Source organism: Paracoccaceae bacterium (assembly GCA_012103375.1).
Classification (GTDB): Bacteria; Pseudomonadota; Alphaproteobacteria; order Rhodobacterales; family Rhodobacteraceae; genus WLWX01.
The window spans coordinates 3,005,698-3,021,829 of the sequence record WLWX01000001.1 but is presented as its reverse complement, the minus strand read 5'-3'; the positions used below and the strand labels follow the sequence as shown (position 1 = coordinate 3,021,829).

General features: G+C 60.0%; 14 protein-coding genes. 7 read left to right on the top strand and 7 right to left on the bottom strand.

Going from position 1 to position 16,132, the window contains the following annotated elements:
- Positions 1 to 16: 16 nt before the first annotated feature.
- A complete protein-coding gene (locus GKR99_15440; GenBank protein ID NKB28860.1) occupies positions 17 to 2,143 on the bottom strand; it encodes a polysaccharide biosynthesis tyrosine autokinase in 2,127 nt (708 codons plus the stop codon).
- Positions 2,144 to 2,334: 191 nt separating this feature from the next.
- On the opposite strand from GKR99_15440, the gene GKR99_15435 reads away from it, so the two are divergent.
- The 5 genes from GKR99_15435 (at position 2,335) to GKR99_15415 (ending at position 6,567) form a co-directional block, all read left to right on the top strand.
- Positions 2,335 to 3,165: a serine/threonine protein phosphatase gene (locus GKR99_15435; GenBank protein NKB28859.1), complete on the top strand. Its 831-nt coding sequence runs from the start codon at positions 2,335 to 2,337 to the stop codon at positions 3,163 to 3,165.
- A gap of 155 nt (positions 3,166 to 3,320) precedes the next feature.
- Positions 3,321 to 4,082: a glycosyltransferase gene (locus tag GKR99_15430; protein ID NKB28858.1), complete on the top strand. Its 762-nt coding sequence runs from the start codon at positions 3,321 to 3,323 to the stop codon at positions 4,080 to 4,082.
- Positions 4,079 to 4,390: a lipid A biosynthesis protein gene (locus GKR99_15425; GenBank protein NKB28857.1), complete on the top strand. Its 312-nt coding sequence runs from the start codon at positions 4,079 to 4,081 to the stop codon at positions 4,388 to 4,390. The genes GKR99_15430 and GKR99_15425 overlap by 4 nt, the downstream gene beginning before the upstream one ends.
- Positions 4,359 to 5,879, top strand: coding sequence for a hypothetical protein (locus GKR99_15420; protein ID NKB28856.1), 1,521 nt, complete (start codon positions 4,359 to 4,361; stop codon positions 5,877 to 5,879). Before GKR99_15425 ends, GKR99_15420 begins: the two co-directional genes overlap by 32 nt.
- On the top strand, positions 5,872 to 6,567 hold the full coding sequence (locus GKR99_15415; protein NKB28855.1) for a phosphatase PAP2 family protein: 696 nt from the start codon (positions 5,872 to 5,874) through the stop codon (positions 6,565 to 6,567). The genes GKR99_15420 and GKR99_15415 overlap by 8 nt, the downstream gene beginning before the upstream one ends.
- A gap of 26 nt (positions 6,568 to 6,593) precedes the next feature.
- Here the strand turns inward: GKR99_15415 and GKR99_15410 are convergent, their stop codons facing one another.
- From GKR99_15410 to rfbD, 3 genes are all read right to left on the bottom strand, one after another.
- The gene (locus GKR99_15410) at positions 6,594 to 7,214 is read right to left on the bottom strand and encodes a sugar transferase (GenBank protein NKB28854.1); all 621 of its coding nucleotides are present in this window, start codon (positions 7,212 to 7,214) and stop codon (positions 6,594 to 6,596) included.
- Between the two features lie 197 nt (positions 7,215 to 7,411).
- Positions 7,412 to 8,305: a glucose-1-phosphate thymidylyltransferase RfbA gene (rfbA, locus tag GKR99_15405; protein ID NKB28853.1), complete on the bottom strand. Its 894-nt coding sequence runs from the start codon at positions 8,303 to 8,305 to the stop codon at positions 7,412 to 7,414.
- Entirely contained in the window at positions 8,302 to 9,270 is a 969-nt protein-coding gene (gene rfbD / locus GKR99_15400; protein ID NKB28852.1) for a dTDP-4-dehydrorhamnose reductase, read from the bottom strand. The genes rfbA and rfbD overlap by 4 nt, the downstream gene beginning before the upstream one ends.
- Before the next feature lie 99 nt (positions 9,271 to 9,369).
- On the opposite strand from rfbD, the gene rfbC reads away from it, so the two are divergent.
- Together rfbC and rfbB are read left to right on the top strand one after the other, a co-directional pair.
- Positions 9,370 to 9,933, top strand: a complete 564-nt coding sequence (gene rfbC, locus GKR99_15395) for a dTDP-4-dehydrorhamnose 3,5-epimerase (GenBank protein NKB28851.1) — start codon at positions 9,370 to 9,372, stop codon at positions 9,931 to 9,933.
- A 2-nt stretch (positions 9,934 to 9,935) separates the two neighbouring features.
- Complete coding sequence (gene rfbB, locus GKR99_15390) at positions 9,936 to 11,000, top strand: dTDP-glucose 4,6-dehydratase (protein NKB28850.1); 1,065 nt, start codon at positions 9,936 to 9,938, stop codon at positions 10,998 to 11,000.
- Between the two features lie 8 nt (positions 11,001 to 11,008).
- Here the strand turns inward: rfbB and GKR99_15385 are convergent, their stop codons facing one another.
- From GKR99_15385 to GKR99_15375, 3 genes are all read right to left on the bottom strand, one after another.
- The gene (locus GKR99_15385; GenBank protein NKB28849.1) at positions 11,009 to 12,958 is read right to left on the bottom strand and encodes an AsmA family protein; all 1,950 of its coding nucleotides are present in this window, start codon (positions 12,956 to 12,958) and stop codon (positions 11,009 to 11,011) included.
- Positions 12,959 to 13,028: 70 nt separating this feature from the next.
- Positions 13,029 to 13,808: an outer membrane lipoprotein-sorting protein gene (locus tag GKR99_15380; GenBank protein NKB28848.1), complete on the bottom strand. Its 780-nt coding sequence runs from the start codon at positions 13,806 to 13,808 to the stop codon at positions 13,029 to 13,031.
- On the bottom strand, positions 13,805 to 16,132 hold the full coding sequence (locus GKR99_15375; protein NKB28847.1) for an MMPL family transporter: 2,328 nt from the start codon (positions 16,130 to 16,132) through the stop codon (positions 13,805 to 13,807). The genes GKR99_15380 and GKR99_15375 overlap by 4 nt, the downstream gene beginning before the upstream one ends.

Below are 16,132 nucleotides of genomic sequence, written 5' to 3'. Positions count from 1 at the left end.
GGCCCCCCGAAAACACTCAAGACTCGTAGTAGGCCCGGCCATAAGCCGCGTAGGTCCCATTGCGATGGGCAAGCCCCAGCGCACGCATGCGTTTTGGATCGACGCGCGCAAGAATCAATCCATCACACCGCCGATCCGGTGTCTCAAGCTGGCGCAGCCCGTCCAGCACCTGCGCCGGAGACGTGCGATCCCACCGAACAACGTAAAGCAGCGTATCGCATCGCGCGGCGATCACGCGCGCATCCGGAACAACCAGCACCGGCGGCGTGTCGATTATCACAACGTCAAAGGCCCCGCGCGCCCAGGCAATCAGGCGGTCAAAAGCCTCGGACGTGAACAGATCCGCAGCGTTCCCCTGCCCGGCAGCGCCGGCAATAACCGCCATGCCGGGCACAACCTCGTGAAATACGGCTGCCTCGGGCAGGGTCGAACCGGACAGGATGTCGGACAGGCACGTGCCCGTGCCAGGCCCGAAATAGTCACGAAATGACGGACGCCGGACATCGCATTCGATCAGCATGACCTTTCGGCCCATGGCTGCAATATTCTGTGCAAGCGCGATTGCCTGGGTCGTTTTGCCTTCTGCAGGCACCGAAGAGGTTACCATGATCACCTGCGCCGCGTCCGTTTGGGTCAAGACAGAGGTTCGCAGATTGCGCACAGCCTCCGCCGCCGCCGAATTCGGTTTTTCGATCAGGTATCGCAATTTCTGCGCCGGGGATGCGCCGGGCACCAGCGGCACCTGTCCGACAACCGGATATCCGGTCGTCGCCTCAAGCGCTTCGGGCGATCGAAATCCTTTCTGCGCCAATTCCCATAAAATGACGAGCGCTCCCGCCAACAATGCGGCCAGCGCCGAAGCATTCAGGACCATCTGCCTTTTTCGGGGGGTCGCCGCGTAATTCGGACGCGTCGCTTGCGACAGAATGCGGCTGTCCGCGCTCTGAATGCCTTGCTGCACGCTGGTTTCCTTGAGGCGGGCAAGAAAAGATTCATAGATCGCGCGGCTGGCGTCAGCCTCTCGCTGCAGTTGCTGTAGTTCGACCAGGTCGAGCGATTGTTCCGCCACGCTGATCTCTACCCCTTCGAGGGTTGAAAGGATCGCGTCAACCTGTGCCAGGATGGCATCGTAGCGTGCCGAAAATTGCGCTGTGGTTTCTGTGTGGCCGTCCGCACCCAACTTCGTCAGGGCAGGATCATCGGCGGCGCGTTGCATTGCAACCGGATCACCGATGGCGGCCTCTAGCAGGGCCAAACGCCCGGTCGAAGTGGCAAGCGCCTGTTGCAAGGCATCGGCCCTGTCACGCAGATCCTTTATCTGCAGGTTCCGCATCTCAAAATCGCGCGCACTGACCAGATCGGAGGCGGCGGTTAATGCCTTCACGGCGGCTTCGTCCGCCTCAAGCTCAACCCTCAGATCGGCGACCCGGCGGCTGAGCCATTCGGTCGCTTTCTGGGTGCCCTGAAATTTGGTCTCCAACTGGTCGAGGATATAGATCTCGGCCAGGGTATTCGCCAATACGGCGGCGCGATTCCGATCTGTCGAACTGGCGGTGATCGTGAATACCGATGTTCGGTTCAGGTTGCCCGTGGCAATCCTGGCCCGAACCGCGTTAACGACAATGTCGTGCAATTGATCGGGTTCAGGCGGCGAGGTCGCGCGCGGCTGACTGGCAAATACCCAGGATTTGACGCCGTCCTTGATCGATTGCCACCCCAATGCAGGCGGATCAGGCGCCAGCCAGGGGTTGTATTCCGGCACCTCGGTCAGGCCCAGACGGTCAACCAGTAAGCCGATCAATCTGCGCGACCGAATAACCTCCAGTTCGGTATTGATCGTGATCTGATCGGTCGACAGTGCCGAAACCACGCTGTCCAGACCGGTGACGGTCTGCTGTCGCCCGTCCAGAACTATCTGCGCCGTTGCCGAATAGACCGGCGTTGCAAAGCGATAGGCGTAAAGGCCGGATGCCACGAAAGCCAGCAGTGCAACCGCAGCGATCAGCCACTTGCCCCGCCAGAGTGCATTCGCCAAACGCGTAAAGTCCGGATCGCTGGCTTGCGGGTCGGAATGGCCACCCTCACCGGGCGCGGGCACGCGGACTGAAATCGGTCCCTTCAAGTTGCCAGAACGTTGTAACATGGCGGAATCCGCCCCTAAAAGAATTGCCCTGACTGTCACATGAATACCCGAAAAACGCAAACATGGCGTGGGTTTGCCGGGTTCGAATGCGGGGTCGCCAAAGCCTTGTTATTCTGCGTGCAAACAGATTATGCACGCTTACCCACCCATGGCACGCAGATGCGGCCGTCAATTGACCGGAAAGCGGGCCGATGCTTGGAAAGTTGTTCAAACGCAAATCTTCGCCAGTGGCGGGTGATTTGCCCCCAGAAGCGGGCCCCGAGGCGCCCTCTGATGGCGATCCGATGCCCGATCGTCCGATCTATGCAATCGGCGATGTGCATGGCTGCAGCGATCTGCTTGCCCATATGCTGGATGTCATCGATGCGGATGCCGACACGCACGGGCCCGGCGCAAAGACCACGCTGGTGCTGTTAGGCGATTACGTCGACCGGGGCGAAGACTCGGCAGGGGTGCTGACACAGTTGCTTGGCCTAGCGCGTAGCGTACCGGGAAATGTTGCCATGCTGATGGGCAACCACGAACGCATAATGCTGGATTTCATGGACGATCCGTCGGCGAATGGCGCCTTGTGGCTGTCCAACGGCGGATTGCAGACATTGGCCAGTTTCCGCATTGGCGGCCTGACCGAGAATGCCAGCGAAGGCGCGCTTCACAACGCTGCGGATGATTTGCGCCGGGCGATGCACGCGCTGGATCCATCGCTGGAAACCTGGTTGCGTGGCCTGCCATTGTCATGGGTCAGCGGCAATGTCGCATTTGTTCATGCGGCCGCCGATCCGGCCAAGGATATCGCAGATCAATCGGCTGAAAGCCTGTTGTGGGGCAACGCGGATTTCGCCCGCCGCGCCCGTTCCGACGGGCTGTGGTGTGTTCATGGGCACACTGTCGTTGCCCGGCCCGAGGTTTCGGGCCGTCGTATCAACATTGACACTGGTGCATGCTATTCCGGTGCGCTGAGTGCGATTGCCCTGACGCCTGGCCAGACACCGCGCTTTCTGCGCGCCGGCACCCCATCCTGACGGCGCGTTCGCAGGTCTGCTGAACCCGCCGGATCATCAGGACTTCCGGAATACAATTGGCCCTGTCCCATCTCAGTCCAGCGCGATAAAGTGCGACCGCAACGGTACAACAGATGCCGAACATCAGCAGTAATACAGGAAAGACCGCGCCGCCGATGGCAGAGATTTCGATTGTAGTTCCGGCGCGTAACGAGGCCGGGAACATTCCCGCCCTGTTGGACGGCATTCTGACCGCCTGTGAAAGCGGCCTGGAAGGGCGGTCATTCGAAGTCATCATTGTTGACGATGCCTCGGACGATGACACCGCCAGCGTCGTGCTCAAAACCGCCAAGGATGATCCTCGCGTCCGATTGCTGTCCAATCCGGTCAACGCCGGGCAGAGCGCGTCGGTACACTCGGGCGTGCTGGCCGCAAGCGGGCGATGGATCGCAACACTGGACGGCGATGGCCAGAACCCGCCCGGAGAACTGCCGCGCCTGATTGCACCGCTGCTGGCGCCGGATTGCGACCCGGCGCTTGGCCTGGTCGCGGGCCAACGCCTGAAGCGCCGCGACAGTTGGTCAAAACGCGCCGCATCCAGATTTGCCAATGGCCTGCGATTCTTCGTTCTGAAAGACGGCACCCGCGACACGGGGTGCGGGTTGAAGGCGTTTCGTCGGGACGCATTTGTCGCGCTCCCTTATTTCGACCATATGCACCGCTATTTGCCCGCCCTGTTTGCGCGCAACGGCTGGCAGGTGGCGCACATTGATGTCGCCCATCAGCCACGCGGGTCCGGGTCGTCGAATTATTCAAATCTGCAACGCGGTTTGGTGGGATTGGTTGACCTTTTCGGCGTCTTCTGGCTGATCCGGCGCAAGAAGAAATCGACTGCAGTGGAGCGCTTTCTGGACGCCGGGAAGGCGGATTCGAAATGAGCGCAATCTTCGGCTTCCTCAATGTGCAGAACTGGTTTGAATTCTGGTGGGTCGTCTTCGGCCTTGGCGGACAGTTGATGTTTTCCGGCCGATTTATCGTGCAATGGATCGCCTCGGAAAAAGCAGGTCGGTCCGTCATTCCACTGGCCTTTTGGTATTTCTCCATCGCAGGCGGCGTCATCCTGTTTATGTATGCTTTGTACCGGCGCGATCCGGTGTTCATTCTGGGCCAATCGCTGGGCCTGTTTATCTATTCGCGAAACCTGTGGCTGATCTATCGTGAGAGGCGCAGTGACACCGCAGCCTGAATTATCAACGCACGCAACCGGTTCAGATGGCGCGCGCTGGGTTCGCTATACCTGGTTCGCGATCCTGATCATCACTGGGTTCCGAATCCTGACGCTGGCCTTTGGCAAGACCGAGCTTTACCTGGACGAAGAACAATATTGGCTGTGGGGGCAGTATCCGGACTTTGGGTATTTCTCCAAACCCCCGCTGATCGGTTGGCTGATCGGAGCGGTGACCACGCTTGCGGGGTCTGATTCACCGTTTTGGGTGCGCATGCCTGCCCCGTTGCTGCAAGGTGCGACGGCTGCCATCCTTGCTTTTTGGGCGCGGCCGTCGCTTTTGGCAGGGCGCGCCGACGCACCCGCGACCGCATTCTGGATTGCGCTGGCCTATCTGACATTGCCGATTGCCACGGTCGGCAGTTTTGTCATCTCAACCGACACGGTCATGGCGCCGTTCCTTGCCGGCGCGCTGCTTGCCTATTGGCGGATGCTTGATGCGCCGTCGCTTTCCAAGGCGGTGCTAACTGGTGCCCTGATCGGGATCGCGATGCTTGCAAAATATGCCGGAGTCTATTTCTACGTTTTTGCGGCCATTGCGGCGGTTTTTCAGCCGACGATGCGGCTGGCACCAAGATATGTTGGCGTAATGCTGATCACGACTCTGATCATCCTGGCGCCAAACATTTACTGGAATGCCACGCATGATTTCGCAACACTCGACCATACTGCGGGCAATGCAAGCTGGGTTGGCGGCAATGCGGTCGATTTCGACGCACTGCGCTTTGTCGAATTTCTGGCCGGTCAGGCGATTGTCCTTGGGCCGATCTTTCTGGGTGTTCTTTTGGTCAGTTACGCCCGGCCTTGGCGCGCGGAAAAGCCCGCGCTGATCGCTTTTTCATTACCGGTCTTTCTGGTGGTCGGGGTGCCATCCTTTCTGGCGGATGTGAATCCAAACTGGACATTTTCGGCCTGCCTGGGCGCATCCGCCTTGTCGGTTATCTGGCTGCGCCGAAACGGGCCGCATTGGGTTTTGATTTGCGCGCTTCTTTTGAATGGAATTGCTATGGTTGCCATTCCGCTGATGACTCTCGTGCCAGAGAGAATTGTGATCAATGACAAGCCGCTTCTGGCGCGTTACATCGGCCGGTCGAAAATGGCAGCGCATATGTATTCCGCGGCCGCCGAGAAGAACGTGAATGCCATCCTTTCGGCGGATCGAAGCATTTTGGCGAACTTATTTTACCATCGCAAAAATGCAGGCGATCTGCCGGTTTATTCGGTTGGGTATAGTGATGGCAATCGCAACTATTATGCACAGAAGTTTCCACTGCCTGATACCGTGACCGGGCCGGTCCTTTATGTTTCCCGAAATGCGCCCGACGTTCAGTGCAACGCGCCGCTTGTCACGACATTTGATCCGGCTGGAACCTATTATCAGGGGCGGCCAGCGCCCAAGGCCTTTCTGCTGTCGACCGAATGCTTGGCCGAGGTGACAAAAGATGACTGATCGCGATACCCGGCAGTATTCCATCGTGCTGTGCGTTTTGTTCCTGGTTTGCGCCATAGTGTTTTCTGCATTTCCCGGGATCGATCTTTGGGCGTCCGGGTTTTTCTGGACAGCGGAAGACGGGTTCTGGATCAACAATGTCGATTGGGTCCGCTCGCTGCGGTCGGCGCTGAAAAAATTGATGGTTCTCGTATTTATGGCATCGGCCCTGGCCTGGGTGTTGACGCTTTCCTGGCGGCCGGTTCTTGGCGTTCCGGCACGCGCCTGGGCCTATTCAACGCTGTTGTTTGTCATTGGTCCCGGCCTGTTGGTCAACGTCCTTTTGAAGGAACACTGGGGGCGTGCGCGGCCAGCCAAGATCCTCGAATTTGGTGGTGATAAACACTTTACGGCTGCTTTGGATATCGCAGATCAATGCGCCCAGAATTGCTCTTTCGTTTCTGGTGAGGGGGCCGGCGCGACGGCGCTGTTGCTGGCAACAATTGTTCTGGCGCGGGCCGGGCCGCATCATCGAATTGGGCAAGTTCTTGTCCGTCTCGTTTGGCCGCTGGCTGTCATCGCGATCTGTCTGCGTGTGATGATGGGCCGGCACTTTTTGTCCGATACGCTTTTTTCAATTCTGATCGTTGTGGGCGTCGGCGTGATTTTGGCCAGGCTGTTGAAGATCGGCGCAACCAGCGATTCATAGGCCGGTTCATTCGCGCCGCTTATTTTTTACGATCCGGCTGCGGAAACCACGATCCGAATGGTTCGCCAGACGATGTACGCCTCCATCGCGAAGGACATGTTCTCAATATAATAGAGATCCCGGATCGCCTTGTGGCGGGTGCCGAAGCTGCCATTGACATAGCCGATTTCGACCTGTGCCAGACCACTGATGCCCGGGCGGATGCAGTGCCTGTCGCGGTATTCCGGTACCGTCAGCAGATAGGTCTGCGCGTGCGGAAAATAGTCTGGCCGGGGGCCAATCAAGCTCATCTGGCCGCGCAGGACATTCACGATCTGCGGCAGTTCATCCAATCGGGTTCGGCGCAAATACTGGCCCAATCTGGTAATTCGATCCACCTCAACCGGGTCATTGGGGCCGCGCGTGATCTGGCGCGACGGTAGCATCGTGCGGAATTTCAGCGGCCGGATAGGGCGGCAATTCCGTCCCATTCGTTTTTGGCGATACAGCAAAGGCCCGTGGTTCAGGGCCGGGTTCAGGATCAGCAACACCGCTGCCACAAGAAGGGCCGGCGGTACCAACAGCAAGCTGCCCACAATGTCGAAGACGCGCTTGGCGATACGAAATGCAAGTGTGCCACCTGAAGCGGCCCGCCGATCCCGGTCCATCAGCCATCCGGCGCCGGGTTCCCTTGGGCGGATGGCAACCGCCCTTTCAAATTGAAATGCGCGTTCAAACATATGACTCAAACCAAATAAATCGCCCCCGTCTGATTTTAGGCCGATCATTATGATTTACCTAGAAATTTTCGCGTAATTGAAGAGTGTGTTAACGAAATACAATTCAAGGTTGTGAAAAATTGTAGTTAACTGCGGTATGTCGTATCTGACTCACCCTCAAGCAGGGTCACCAGATAGCGCCCATAGGCGTTTTTCTGGTGCTTCTGTGCCGCAATTGCCAGATCCGCCGAATCGATCCAGCCGCGCTTGAAGGCAATCTCCTCGGGGCATCCGACTTGCAGCCCTTGGCGCGCCTGAAGGGCGCGGACGAAATTGGCCGCGTCCAGCAACGCATCATGGGTGCCGGTGTCCAGCCAGGCAAACCCCCGGCCAAGACGCTCAACCGAAAGTTGCCCGTCATTCAGATAGGATTCCAGCAAGCTGGTGATTTCAAGTTCGCCGCGCGCCGAAGGAACCACATGCCGCGCCCGATCCGGTGCTGAGCCATCCAGAAAATACAGCCCCGTCACCGCAAATGGCGATGCGGGGTTTTGAGGCTTCTCAACAATCGACGTCACGCGCCCGCCGGGATCGAACCCGAGCACGCCATACAGCCTTGGATCGCTGACCTGATAACCAAATACTGTGCCCGCCGGATTGGCAGCAGCCCGGCCCAGAATCTGCGAAAGCCCCTGACCAAAAAAAACGTTGTCGCCCAGGATCATCGCTGACGGCGCGCCATCCAGCCAGTCCTCGGCCAGCAGATAGGATTGCGCCAGCCCATCAGGCGACGGCTGCACGATGTAATCAAGCCGCAGCCCCCATTGTGAGCCATCGCCAAGAAGCTCGCGAAACTGATCTTTGTGTTCGGGCGTCGTGATGACGGCAACGTCACGAATTCCCGCCAGCATCAGAACACTCAGCGGGTAATAGATCATCGGTTTGTCGTATAACGGCAGCAGCTGCTTGGACACGCTGAGTGTCGCCGGATAAAGCTGCGTGCCGGATCCGCCAGCCAACAAGATGCCTTTGCGGTTCATGCGGTTTCCGCCGCGGTTTTTGCCAGTTCGGCACGATCCTGAAGGGCTGCGACAATCCCCGGCAGGGCGGCCGCCCAATCCGGCCGCGTGATACCGAACACGCTCTGCGTTGTCGTACAATCCAATCGCGAGTTCAGCGGCCTCGGGACAGGGTCGGCAAATTCTTGCGTCGTGATATCTTCGACCAGTATCCTCTGGCGCGCGGCTGCAAAGACCGCGCGCGCCAGGTCGGCCCAACTGACATCCGGCGCACCGGAATAGTGATAGATGCCGCCCGGTGCCGAACCATTCGCCAGGTGATCGGCAATTTGCAGAACCGCGCGCGCCAGATCGTCGGCGGGCGTCGGCCCGCCAATCTGATCTGCCACGACCGAGACCTGTTCACGGGTCCGACCGGCATCCAGCATTGCGGATACGAAGGTCTTACCCCACGCGGAAATCACCCAGGAGGTACGCAGCACCACATACGGCACATCGCTGTCACCAAACGCAGCCACAACGCCTTGTTCACCGATCAGCTTAGATTGCCCATAAACCGTTTCCGGTTCAGTCGGATCGTCTGGGCGCCAACGATGTTCCCCGGCGCCACCAAAAACGTAATCGGTCGAGATCTGAATGAACGGCAGTCCGCGTTTTGCGGCGGCCGCTGCCATGATACCCGGTGCCGTTCCGTTCACCGCCATTGCCGTCACGGCTTGCGATTCTGCAAGGCCCACGGCCGTCATCGCCGCGGCATTGACGACCACGTCAGCAGCCGTATTTGCGATGATGTCAGCGCAAATCGCGGGCGTCATCAGGTCAGCATCCGATCGGTCCAGCAAGATCAGATTGACGGGATGCGACCGCTTTGCCGCTGCACAGGCCAGTGCCTGGCCCAGCTGACCGTCCTTGCCGAATACCAAAACCGTTAACGCGATTGCAGCGCCTCCCTTGAAATGGCGCGAAGCTGCGCCCCAAAGCACCATAACAATCCTAACACCTTGCGGTATGGTTAATTTTACGAAAATTTTCTGAATTCAATCTGCTGGCCCATGTCCGGCTGGTCCGCTAGCCTGCCGGTCATGCTGGATGTTGCCACCACATCAATAAACGGGCCATTGATCCTGACGCCGCGCCGGATGATGGATGACCGTGGAAGCTTTGCCGAAGTCTGGAATGCAAGGACGATGGCGGCGATCGGTCTGAATCAGCGCTTTGTTCAGGACAATCAATCCACCTCCTCTGCCGCCGGGACGGTGCGCGGGCTGCACTATCAGGCGCCACCGGCTGCGCAGGGCAAGCTGGTGCGCTGCGTTGCCGGCGCGCTTTGGGATATTGCGGTCGATGTGCGGCGCGGTTCGCCAACATACGGCCAATGGGCGGGGGTCGAGCTGTCGGCAGAAAACGGTCGCCAATTCTGGATACCACCGGGGTTTCTGCACGGCTTTGTCACCCGGGTTGATGATACGATCTGCCTGTACAAATGCACCGCGCATTATGATGCGGATGCCGACGGGGCGGTTTTGTGGAATGACCCGGACCTGGCGATCGACTGGGGGTGCGCCCCGGATCACGCCGTGCTCAGCGCGCGCGACGCCGCCGCGCCCCGGTTTGCGGATTGGGACAGCCCATTTGAACAGGGGCGCTGACCATGAGCACGCGCGGTTCGATACTTGTCACAGGTGGTGCAGGGTTCATCGGCTCTGCCGTTGTCCGCATGCTTGTTGCGCGGGGCGAAACGGTGGTGAACCTTGATGCGCTGACCTATGCGGCCTGCCTCGACAGCATTAGCGAGGTGGCTGGCAGCCCACTTTACAGATTTGAAGAATGCGACATCCGGGATCGGTCCAACCTGGACCGGATATTCAAACTGCATCGGCCGCGTGCTGTGATTCACCTTGCCGCCGAATCCCATGTGGACAGGTCAATCGACGCGCCATCCGATTTCATCGACACCAATGTCACCGGCACCTTTCGCCTGCTTGAAGCGGCCCGCGCCCATCGCGACGGGTCGGATGCCCCTGACGATTTTCGCTTCCTGCATGTTTCAACGGATGAGGTTTTCGGCAGCCTTGGTCCTGACGGTCAGTTTGATGAGGGGACGCCATACGCCCCAAACAGTCCCTATTCCGCCTCAAAAGCTGCTTCAGATCATCTGGTCCGGGCCTGGGGCGCGACCTATGGCCTGCCGATCCTGCTGTGCAATTGTTCGAACAACTACGGTCCCTTTCAGTTTCCGGAAAAACTGATCCCGGTCGTTATCCTGGCCGCTCTGTCCGGTCAGCCGATCCCGATCTATGGCCAGGGGGCCAATGTGCGCGATTGGCTGTATGTCGAAGATCACGCGGCTGCGTTGCTGCAGGTTCTGGAGGCTGGCCAGATCGGCAGCACCTACGCAATAGGCGGCAATGCCGAAGTGTCGAACCTCGATCTGGTGCGCAGGCTTTGTGCGCTTCTGGATGAACGTCGCCCCGGCAACGCGCCCCACGCAGGCCTTATCAAACACGTCACCGACCACCCCGGCCACGACGCCCGCTATGCGATCAACGCCACCCGGATCCGGGAGGAGCTTGGCTGGCAACCCTCGGTCACGTTGGAACAGGGGCTGGCACGGACCGTTGACTGGTATCTGACCAATCAAAGCTGGTGGCAGGCGCTGCAAACCCGCGATGGGGTCGGCGCGCGCCTTGGGCTTGCGGCGCGGTCGCCGGAATAGGTGTCGGGTCAGTTATTGCCGAAAAGATCCAACAGACCGTCGCGCAACTCCTCTTCCAGCTTGTCGCGGGCAGTATCTTCAAGATCTGCTTCCGGATCGACGCCCAGCTGCTCGGCCACAGCCGCCTTGGCCGCGCTTTCCACCTGTTGCACGGCCTCCTCAACCTGCTCGCCAAGGTTCTCTTTCGCCAGCGCCTCCAGGTCCAGGCGGAATTTCGGCTTTGCCCATGTGCCGGAAATCAACAACGGCACGCGGATGCCCTGACCATCGCCGCCCAGCAGTTCGGGGACGATACGCAGATCCAGCGTCCGCCCACCCAGCCCGATTTTGCCGCCGCCCGTGGCGCTGAACAGCGGTGCTGCCATGGACAGATCGTCATATATCATCACCCCGTCGACCACCCGAAATCGTCCGGTGATCCGATCAAAGATCGTTCTGGTGCCTTCGCCGATGAACGACGTGTCGAGGTTTTTCAGCATGCCGATCAGGTCAAAACCCAGAAGCTCTCCGGCGCCGATGTCGAACGACCCTTCGCCATTCAGCGAATTCATCAGCGCATCCATCGAATTGCCGGATCCCAGAACCGACAGGCTGACGTCGCCAGCTGCGATCAGCCGGTCATAGCCGACAAGCTCGTTCAACAACCGCGAGATGGCAATTGCCGAGCCGGACAGGTTCACGCGGCTTGACAGACCGCCGCGGCCGTTGACAACGACGGACCCGGCAACGCCACCATCGTAGGCTGTCAGCTCTCGGATTTCCGTCACTGCGCGGGAATCTTCCAGCGTTACCAATAAAGATGTCCGGTTCAGCCGCGTCGTGCCCAGGGCAAGCGACGTCGCCGAAAGCGCCAGTTCCGCATCAAGCAATGACAGCGCACTGACATCAATCGGATCGTTGGACCAGCCGGTGGTTTCGCCGCCCGCGTCCCGCTTGGCACCGCCGCCGGTTTCCGCCGCCGACAGGTCAAAATCACCCAGCGACAGGTTGGCCTTGATCCTTGGCCGTGCCCCGCCAAACGTGACATCCGCCGCACCGGTGATGGCATTCTGGTCCAGAGTCACGGCCAGATCACGCAGATTGAGGGTCGAATCCGTGAATGTCACATTGCTGGCAACCCGCAACTTGTCCCGGCCCAGGCCGTCGGACAACTTGGGCACAGGCTGACCCAATGCGGCCATCAGACCGGCAAGATCATCCAGGTTCCCGTCCATTGTGCCAGCCGCCGCCAGTGGAGAAATCCCCGCGCGGCCATTGAATTCAATCTTGGAACCTCCGGCCTGCGCGGCCAGTTCAACCGGCACCGCGCCGCCATCCAAAAACGAAGCAAAACCCGAAACGGTTGAGGACAGCGACACCGGCGCACCGTTCAGCCTTGCCGAAAGATCCACGGTCGCGTCACCGGCGAATTCGGGAATTTCGACAGTCGCGTCCATGGAACGCAGATCTGTGCTTGTGCCATCAGCGCCAATAAACGTCAGCGATCCGTTCGACACCACGGCCCGGTCCAGCGAAAACGCGCGCGGCCCCGATCCCGTACCGGATTGCCCGGCGGCGTCTGATCCCGACCCCTCAGCTGCGAAGTCCCAGTTGGCGCGCCCATCGCGCCCGGCCTCAAGCAGGATACGCGGTGTATCCAGTTGGACCCCCTTGATACGCACATCGCCCCGGATCAGGGGCATCAGTTCGACAGCGACGGACAGGCCGTCAGCCTCAAGCATCGGGCCCTTGTCGGACCAATCGGCGTTGGCAATGCGCAACGCCCCGGTTTGCACCCCAATGTTGGGCCAGATCGACGGGCGGACATCGCCGCTGATCGTCAGGGCGCGGCCCGTTGTGCTTTCAAACTTATCCTCGGCAATGCGCGCAATCCGATCCGCGGGCAAAAGAAACAGCGCCCCGACCGCAATCACGATCAGGACAACCAACAGACCGATAAATCGAAAAACCCACCGCATGGCAAACCTCACACACTAGAAACGCACACTCTCAGCCAACCTAACCTTCGCCGGGGTCCGGGAAAAGGCCTCAGTCCAACTGGCTGAGCGCTTCTGGCGTCAACAGGCGCGGATCGACACCGGTATCGAAACGATAATCCGCCCAGCCAAGCAATGTCGCACGCTGTGTTTGGTGGTTGACCATCTCCATTTCTGAGGCGCGCCAGATGCCATTGGAATATTGCTGATACCCGCGGATCGACAGAGTCTTGAGCGGCGCCGTGCCACGCCCATAATACTCAACCGCAAGCAATTTCAGCGTTTTCTGTGTCAGCCAGAGCCTTTGGCGCGCGGATTTTGAACCAGACTTGGGAAACCGGTCCAGGACGTGGCAAGTCTCGGGCGTGTCCGGGCACGGTCCGTCCCCCAGCCAGACAAACCGATAATCGTCGGGCGATTGATCAACCATGTCCTGATAGGTGAATTCGCTGCCCACGAATTTGCCCGCCCGCCCCGCCGCATTGATCTTGCGGGTCTTGCCAAGGGCCGGAAGATACAGCCACTGATCGTCGCGCCGGTCGCGATAACTGTGGGTCAGAAGCGCGGTGTTGCGGATATCTGCTGGCGCGTCGACGATAATCAGCGTGCGCCCACCACCCGCGCTGTTCGCGGTCACCATCCGAAACGCACGGCTTCCCGTGGTGCCGCCACGGTCGCGCAGCGTCATTGTCACCGATACTTCAAGGTCACGCCACCCGGCGGTGGCTTCGGCGGCTTTCTCGGCAATGCGGCGACCAAAGGTCTCGGCCTCGGTCTGGGCGGCTGACGGGGTCGCCAACGCGCAGAATATCGCAGCGATCATCAGTCTCATGCCCGATCCTTCGCAAATCGCACCAGCAATGGTGCCAGTAAAAACACATCCGTCAGCAGCGCAATGCCAACCACCAGCGCGGTCAACGCACCGATATGCGCGTTGATCGCAAAGCCCGAGGTTGCCAGAACCGCAAACCCCAGAATGATCGCGGCCGAGGTGATTGTGATCGCGATCCCGACACTGCGAAAGGTGCGCTGCAGCGCCTGCTGCGCCGATCGTCCGGCCCGCCGGTGGCGCAGGAAGTGCATCATCAGATGCACCGTGTCATCGACAACGATCCCAAAGGTCATGGTCGTCACGATGGCCGATCCCAGGTTCACATCCCGCCAGACCAGCCCCCAGGCACCAAACGCCAGAAGTGCGGGCAGAATATTGGGGATCAGGCTCAGCACGCCAAAGCGAAAACTTCGCAGGGCGACGACCATGATTGCCGAGACCAGAAGCAGCACGGTGAACATGCCCGTCACCATCGCCAGATTATTGCGTCTGGTCTGCGCCGCGAAAGCAAGGGCCACACCCGCCGCGGGCGCTGCGATCAGGGGCGTGTGTTCAAGCATCCAGCCCTCGGCATCTGCGGCGAGGGCCTCAAGATCCGAAGACCGCTGGAACCTAACTGCGGCGGTGACGCGGGTTTGGCGGCGATCTACATCCAGCAGTGCGTCCATTGACTGCCCGTCCGGCAATGACAACTCGTAAAGCAGCATCAACTGCGCGCTGGCTTCGGCACTGTCCGGCAGGTTCGGGCCATCCGGGTCCATCGCATGTTGCAACGCCTCCAACACGTCACTGATTGCCGCGACCGAAGTGACGCCCGGCTGCGCCCGCAGCCAGTCGGCAATGTCACTGATCTGCGCCATGACCGGCGGATCAAACACAGTCTGCGCATTCGCGGCGGTGATCGGGAACAGCAGCGCATCGACGCCGCCGATCGATTCTTCCATCGCATCGGTGGCCAGCCGATAGTCAAAGCTTGTGTCAAAATACCGGTGAAAGATGTCGTTGGACCCAAGCCGCGCCAGTCCAGACACCGCGACCAGAACAAGGCAGACAAAAAGCGCGATCAGCCATTTTGATCGCAGGATGACCCAGCTGGCCAGCCTTTCCATCCAGACATCCGGCGGGCGCAATGGTCGGATTGATACTGCGGGCAGTTTCAGAAGGGCGAATGGTAGAAAGGTCATCGTTGCGACCCACCCAACCACCAGCCCCGCCGCCACCAGATTGCCCATTTGCCGCAACGGCGGGGATTCGGCGAAATTCATGCACAGGAATCCGATCGCTGTTGTCAGCGTCGTCACTGCCACAGGCCCGAAATTCTCGGACAAGGCGCGATTGACGGCTGCGGTGCGGTCAAACCCATCCGCACGCGCGCGGCCATGATGGACGATGACGTGGACGCAGCTGGCCGTGATCAAAACCATCGAGGCGAGCGGGCTGATCGCCGTCCCCGGCGTGATCGCGATCCCGACCCATCCGGCAAAGCCCAGCGATGCAAGCGTTGCGGCGAATGCCGCCACCAACGCTCCGGCAACAGCGGTCAGCGAACCGACACCCAACGCCAACAACATGGCAGAGCCAACCGCGACTATTGGCACCAGCCCGAAAAGATCCCGTTTCGCAGCCATGTTGAATGTCGCATCCGCAAGCAATGCGCCGGACAGGAAGATTTCGACATCCGGCCATGCCCCACGCCAATGATCCCGGAATTCGGCGGCCGAGCGCAAGATCCCGTCGCGCGTTGTCCCGTCTTCAAGATTTTGCCTCAAGGTCAGCGTCACAACCGCCGCCCGCCCATCGGCCGAGATGGCGCGATTGACCAGTTCGGGCGCGCCAAGCGCCTGTTCGCGCAGGGCGTCAAGCTGCGCCGGGTCGATATGGGACGGGTCCGCAATCAACGGTCCGACGTCCAGAGCGCCCTCATTGGAGGAAGCATGTGTATGATTTGTGATCGCATCACTGCGCAACACACCGGGAAGATCGGCGGCGGCCTGGCGCATCTCTTCAAGGCGGGCAAGGCGTGACGGGGTAAACATGTCACCCGTCTTTGCGCGCGCCATCAGGGTCAGCGTTCCGGCACCCGCAAACCGTTCGGCCATCGCCTGAAGGCGGGCGACGTCGGCGTTGTCGTCACCAAAGAAGTCCCGGTTGTCGCTGGAAAACTCCAGTCGCGCCAATCCCAATGCAACCAGACCTGTGACAATCAGCGCCAGCACGGAAAACAGCCAGGGGCGCGCCACGAAGGCGGTACCATACCAGCCAGAAATACGCGTCAGCCAATCGGTGCGAGGTGCGGTATTCGGACGCTCAATGGGCGTGTTCAT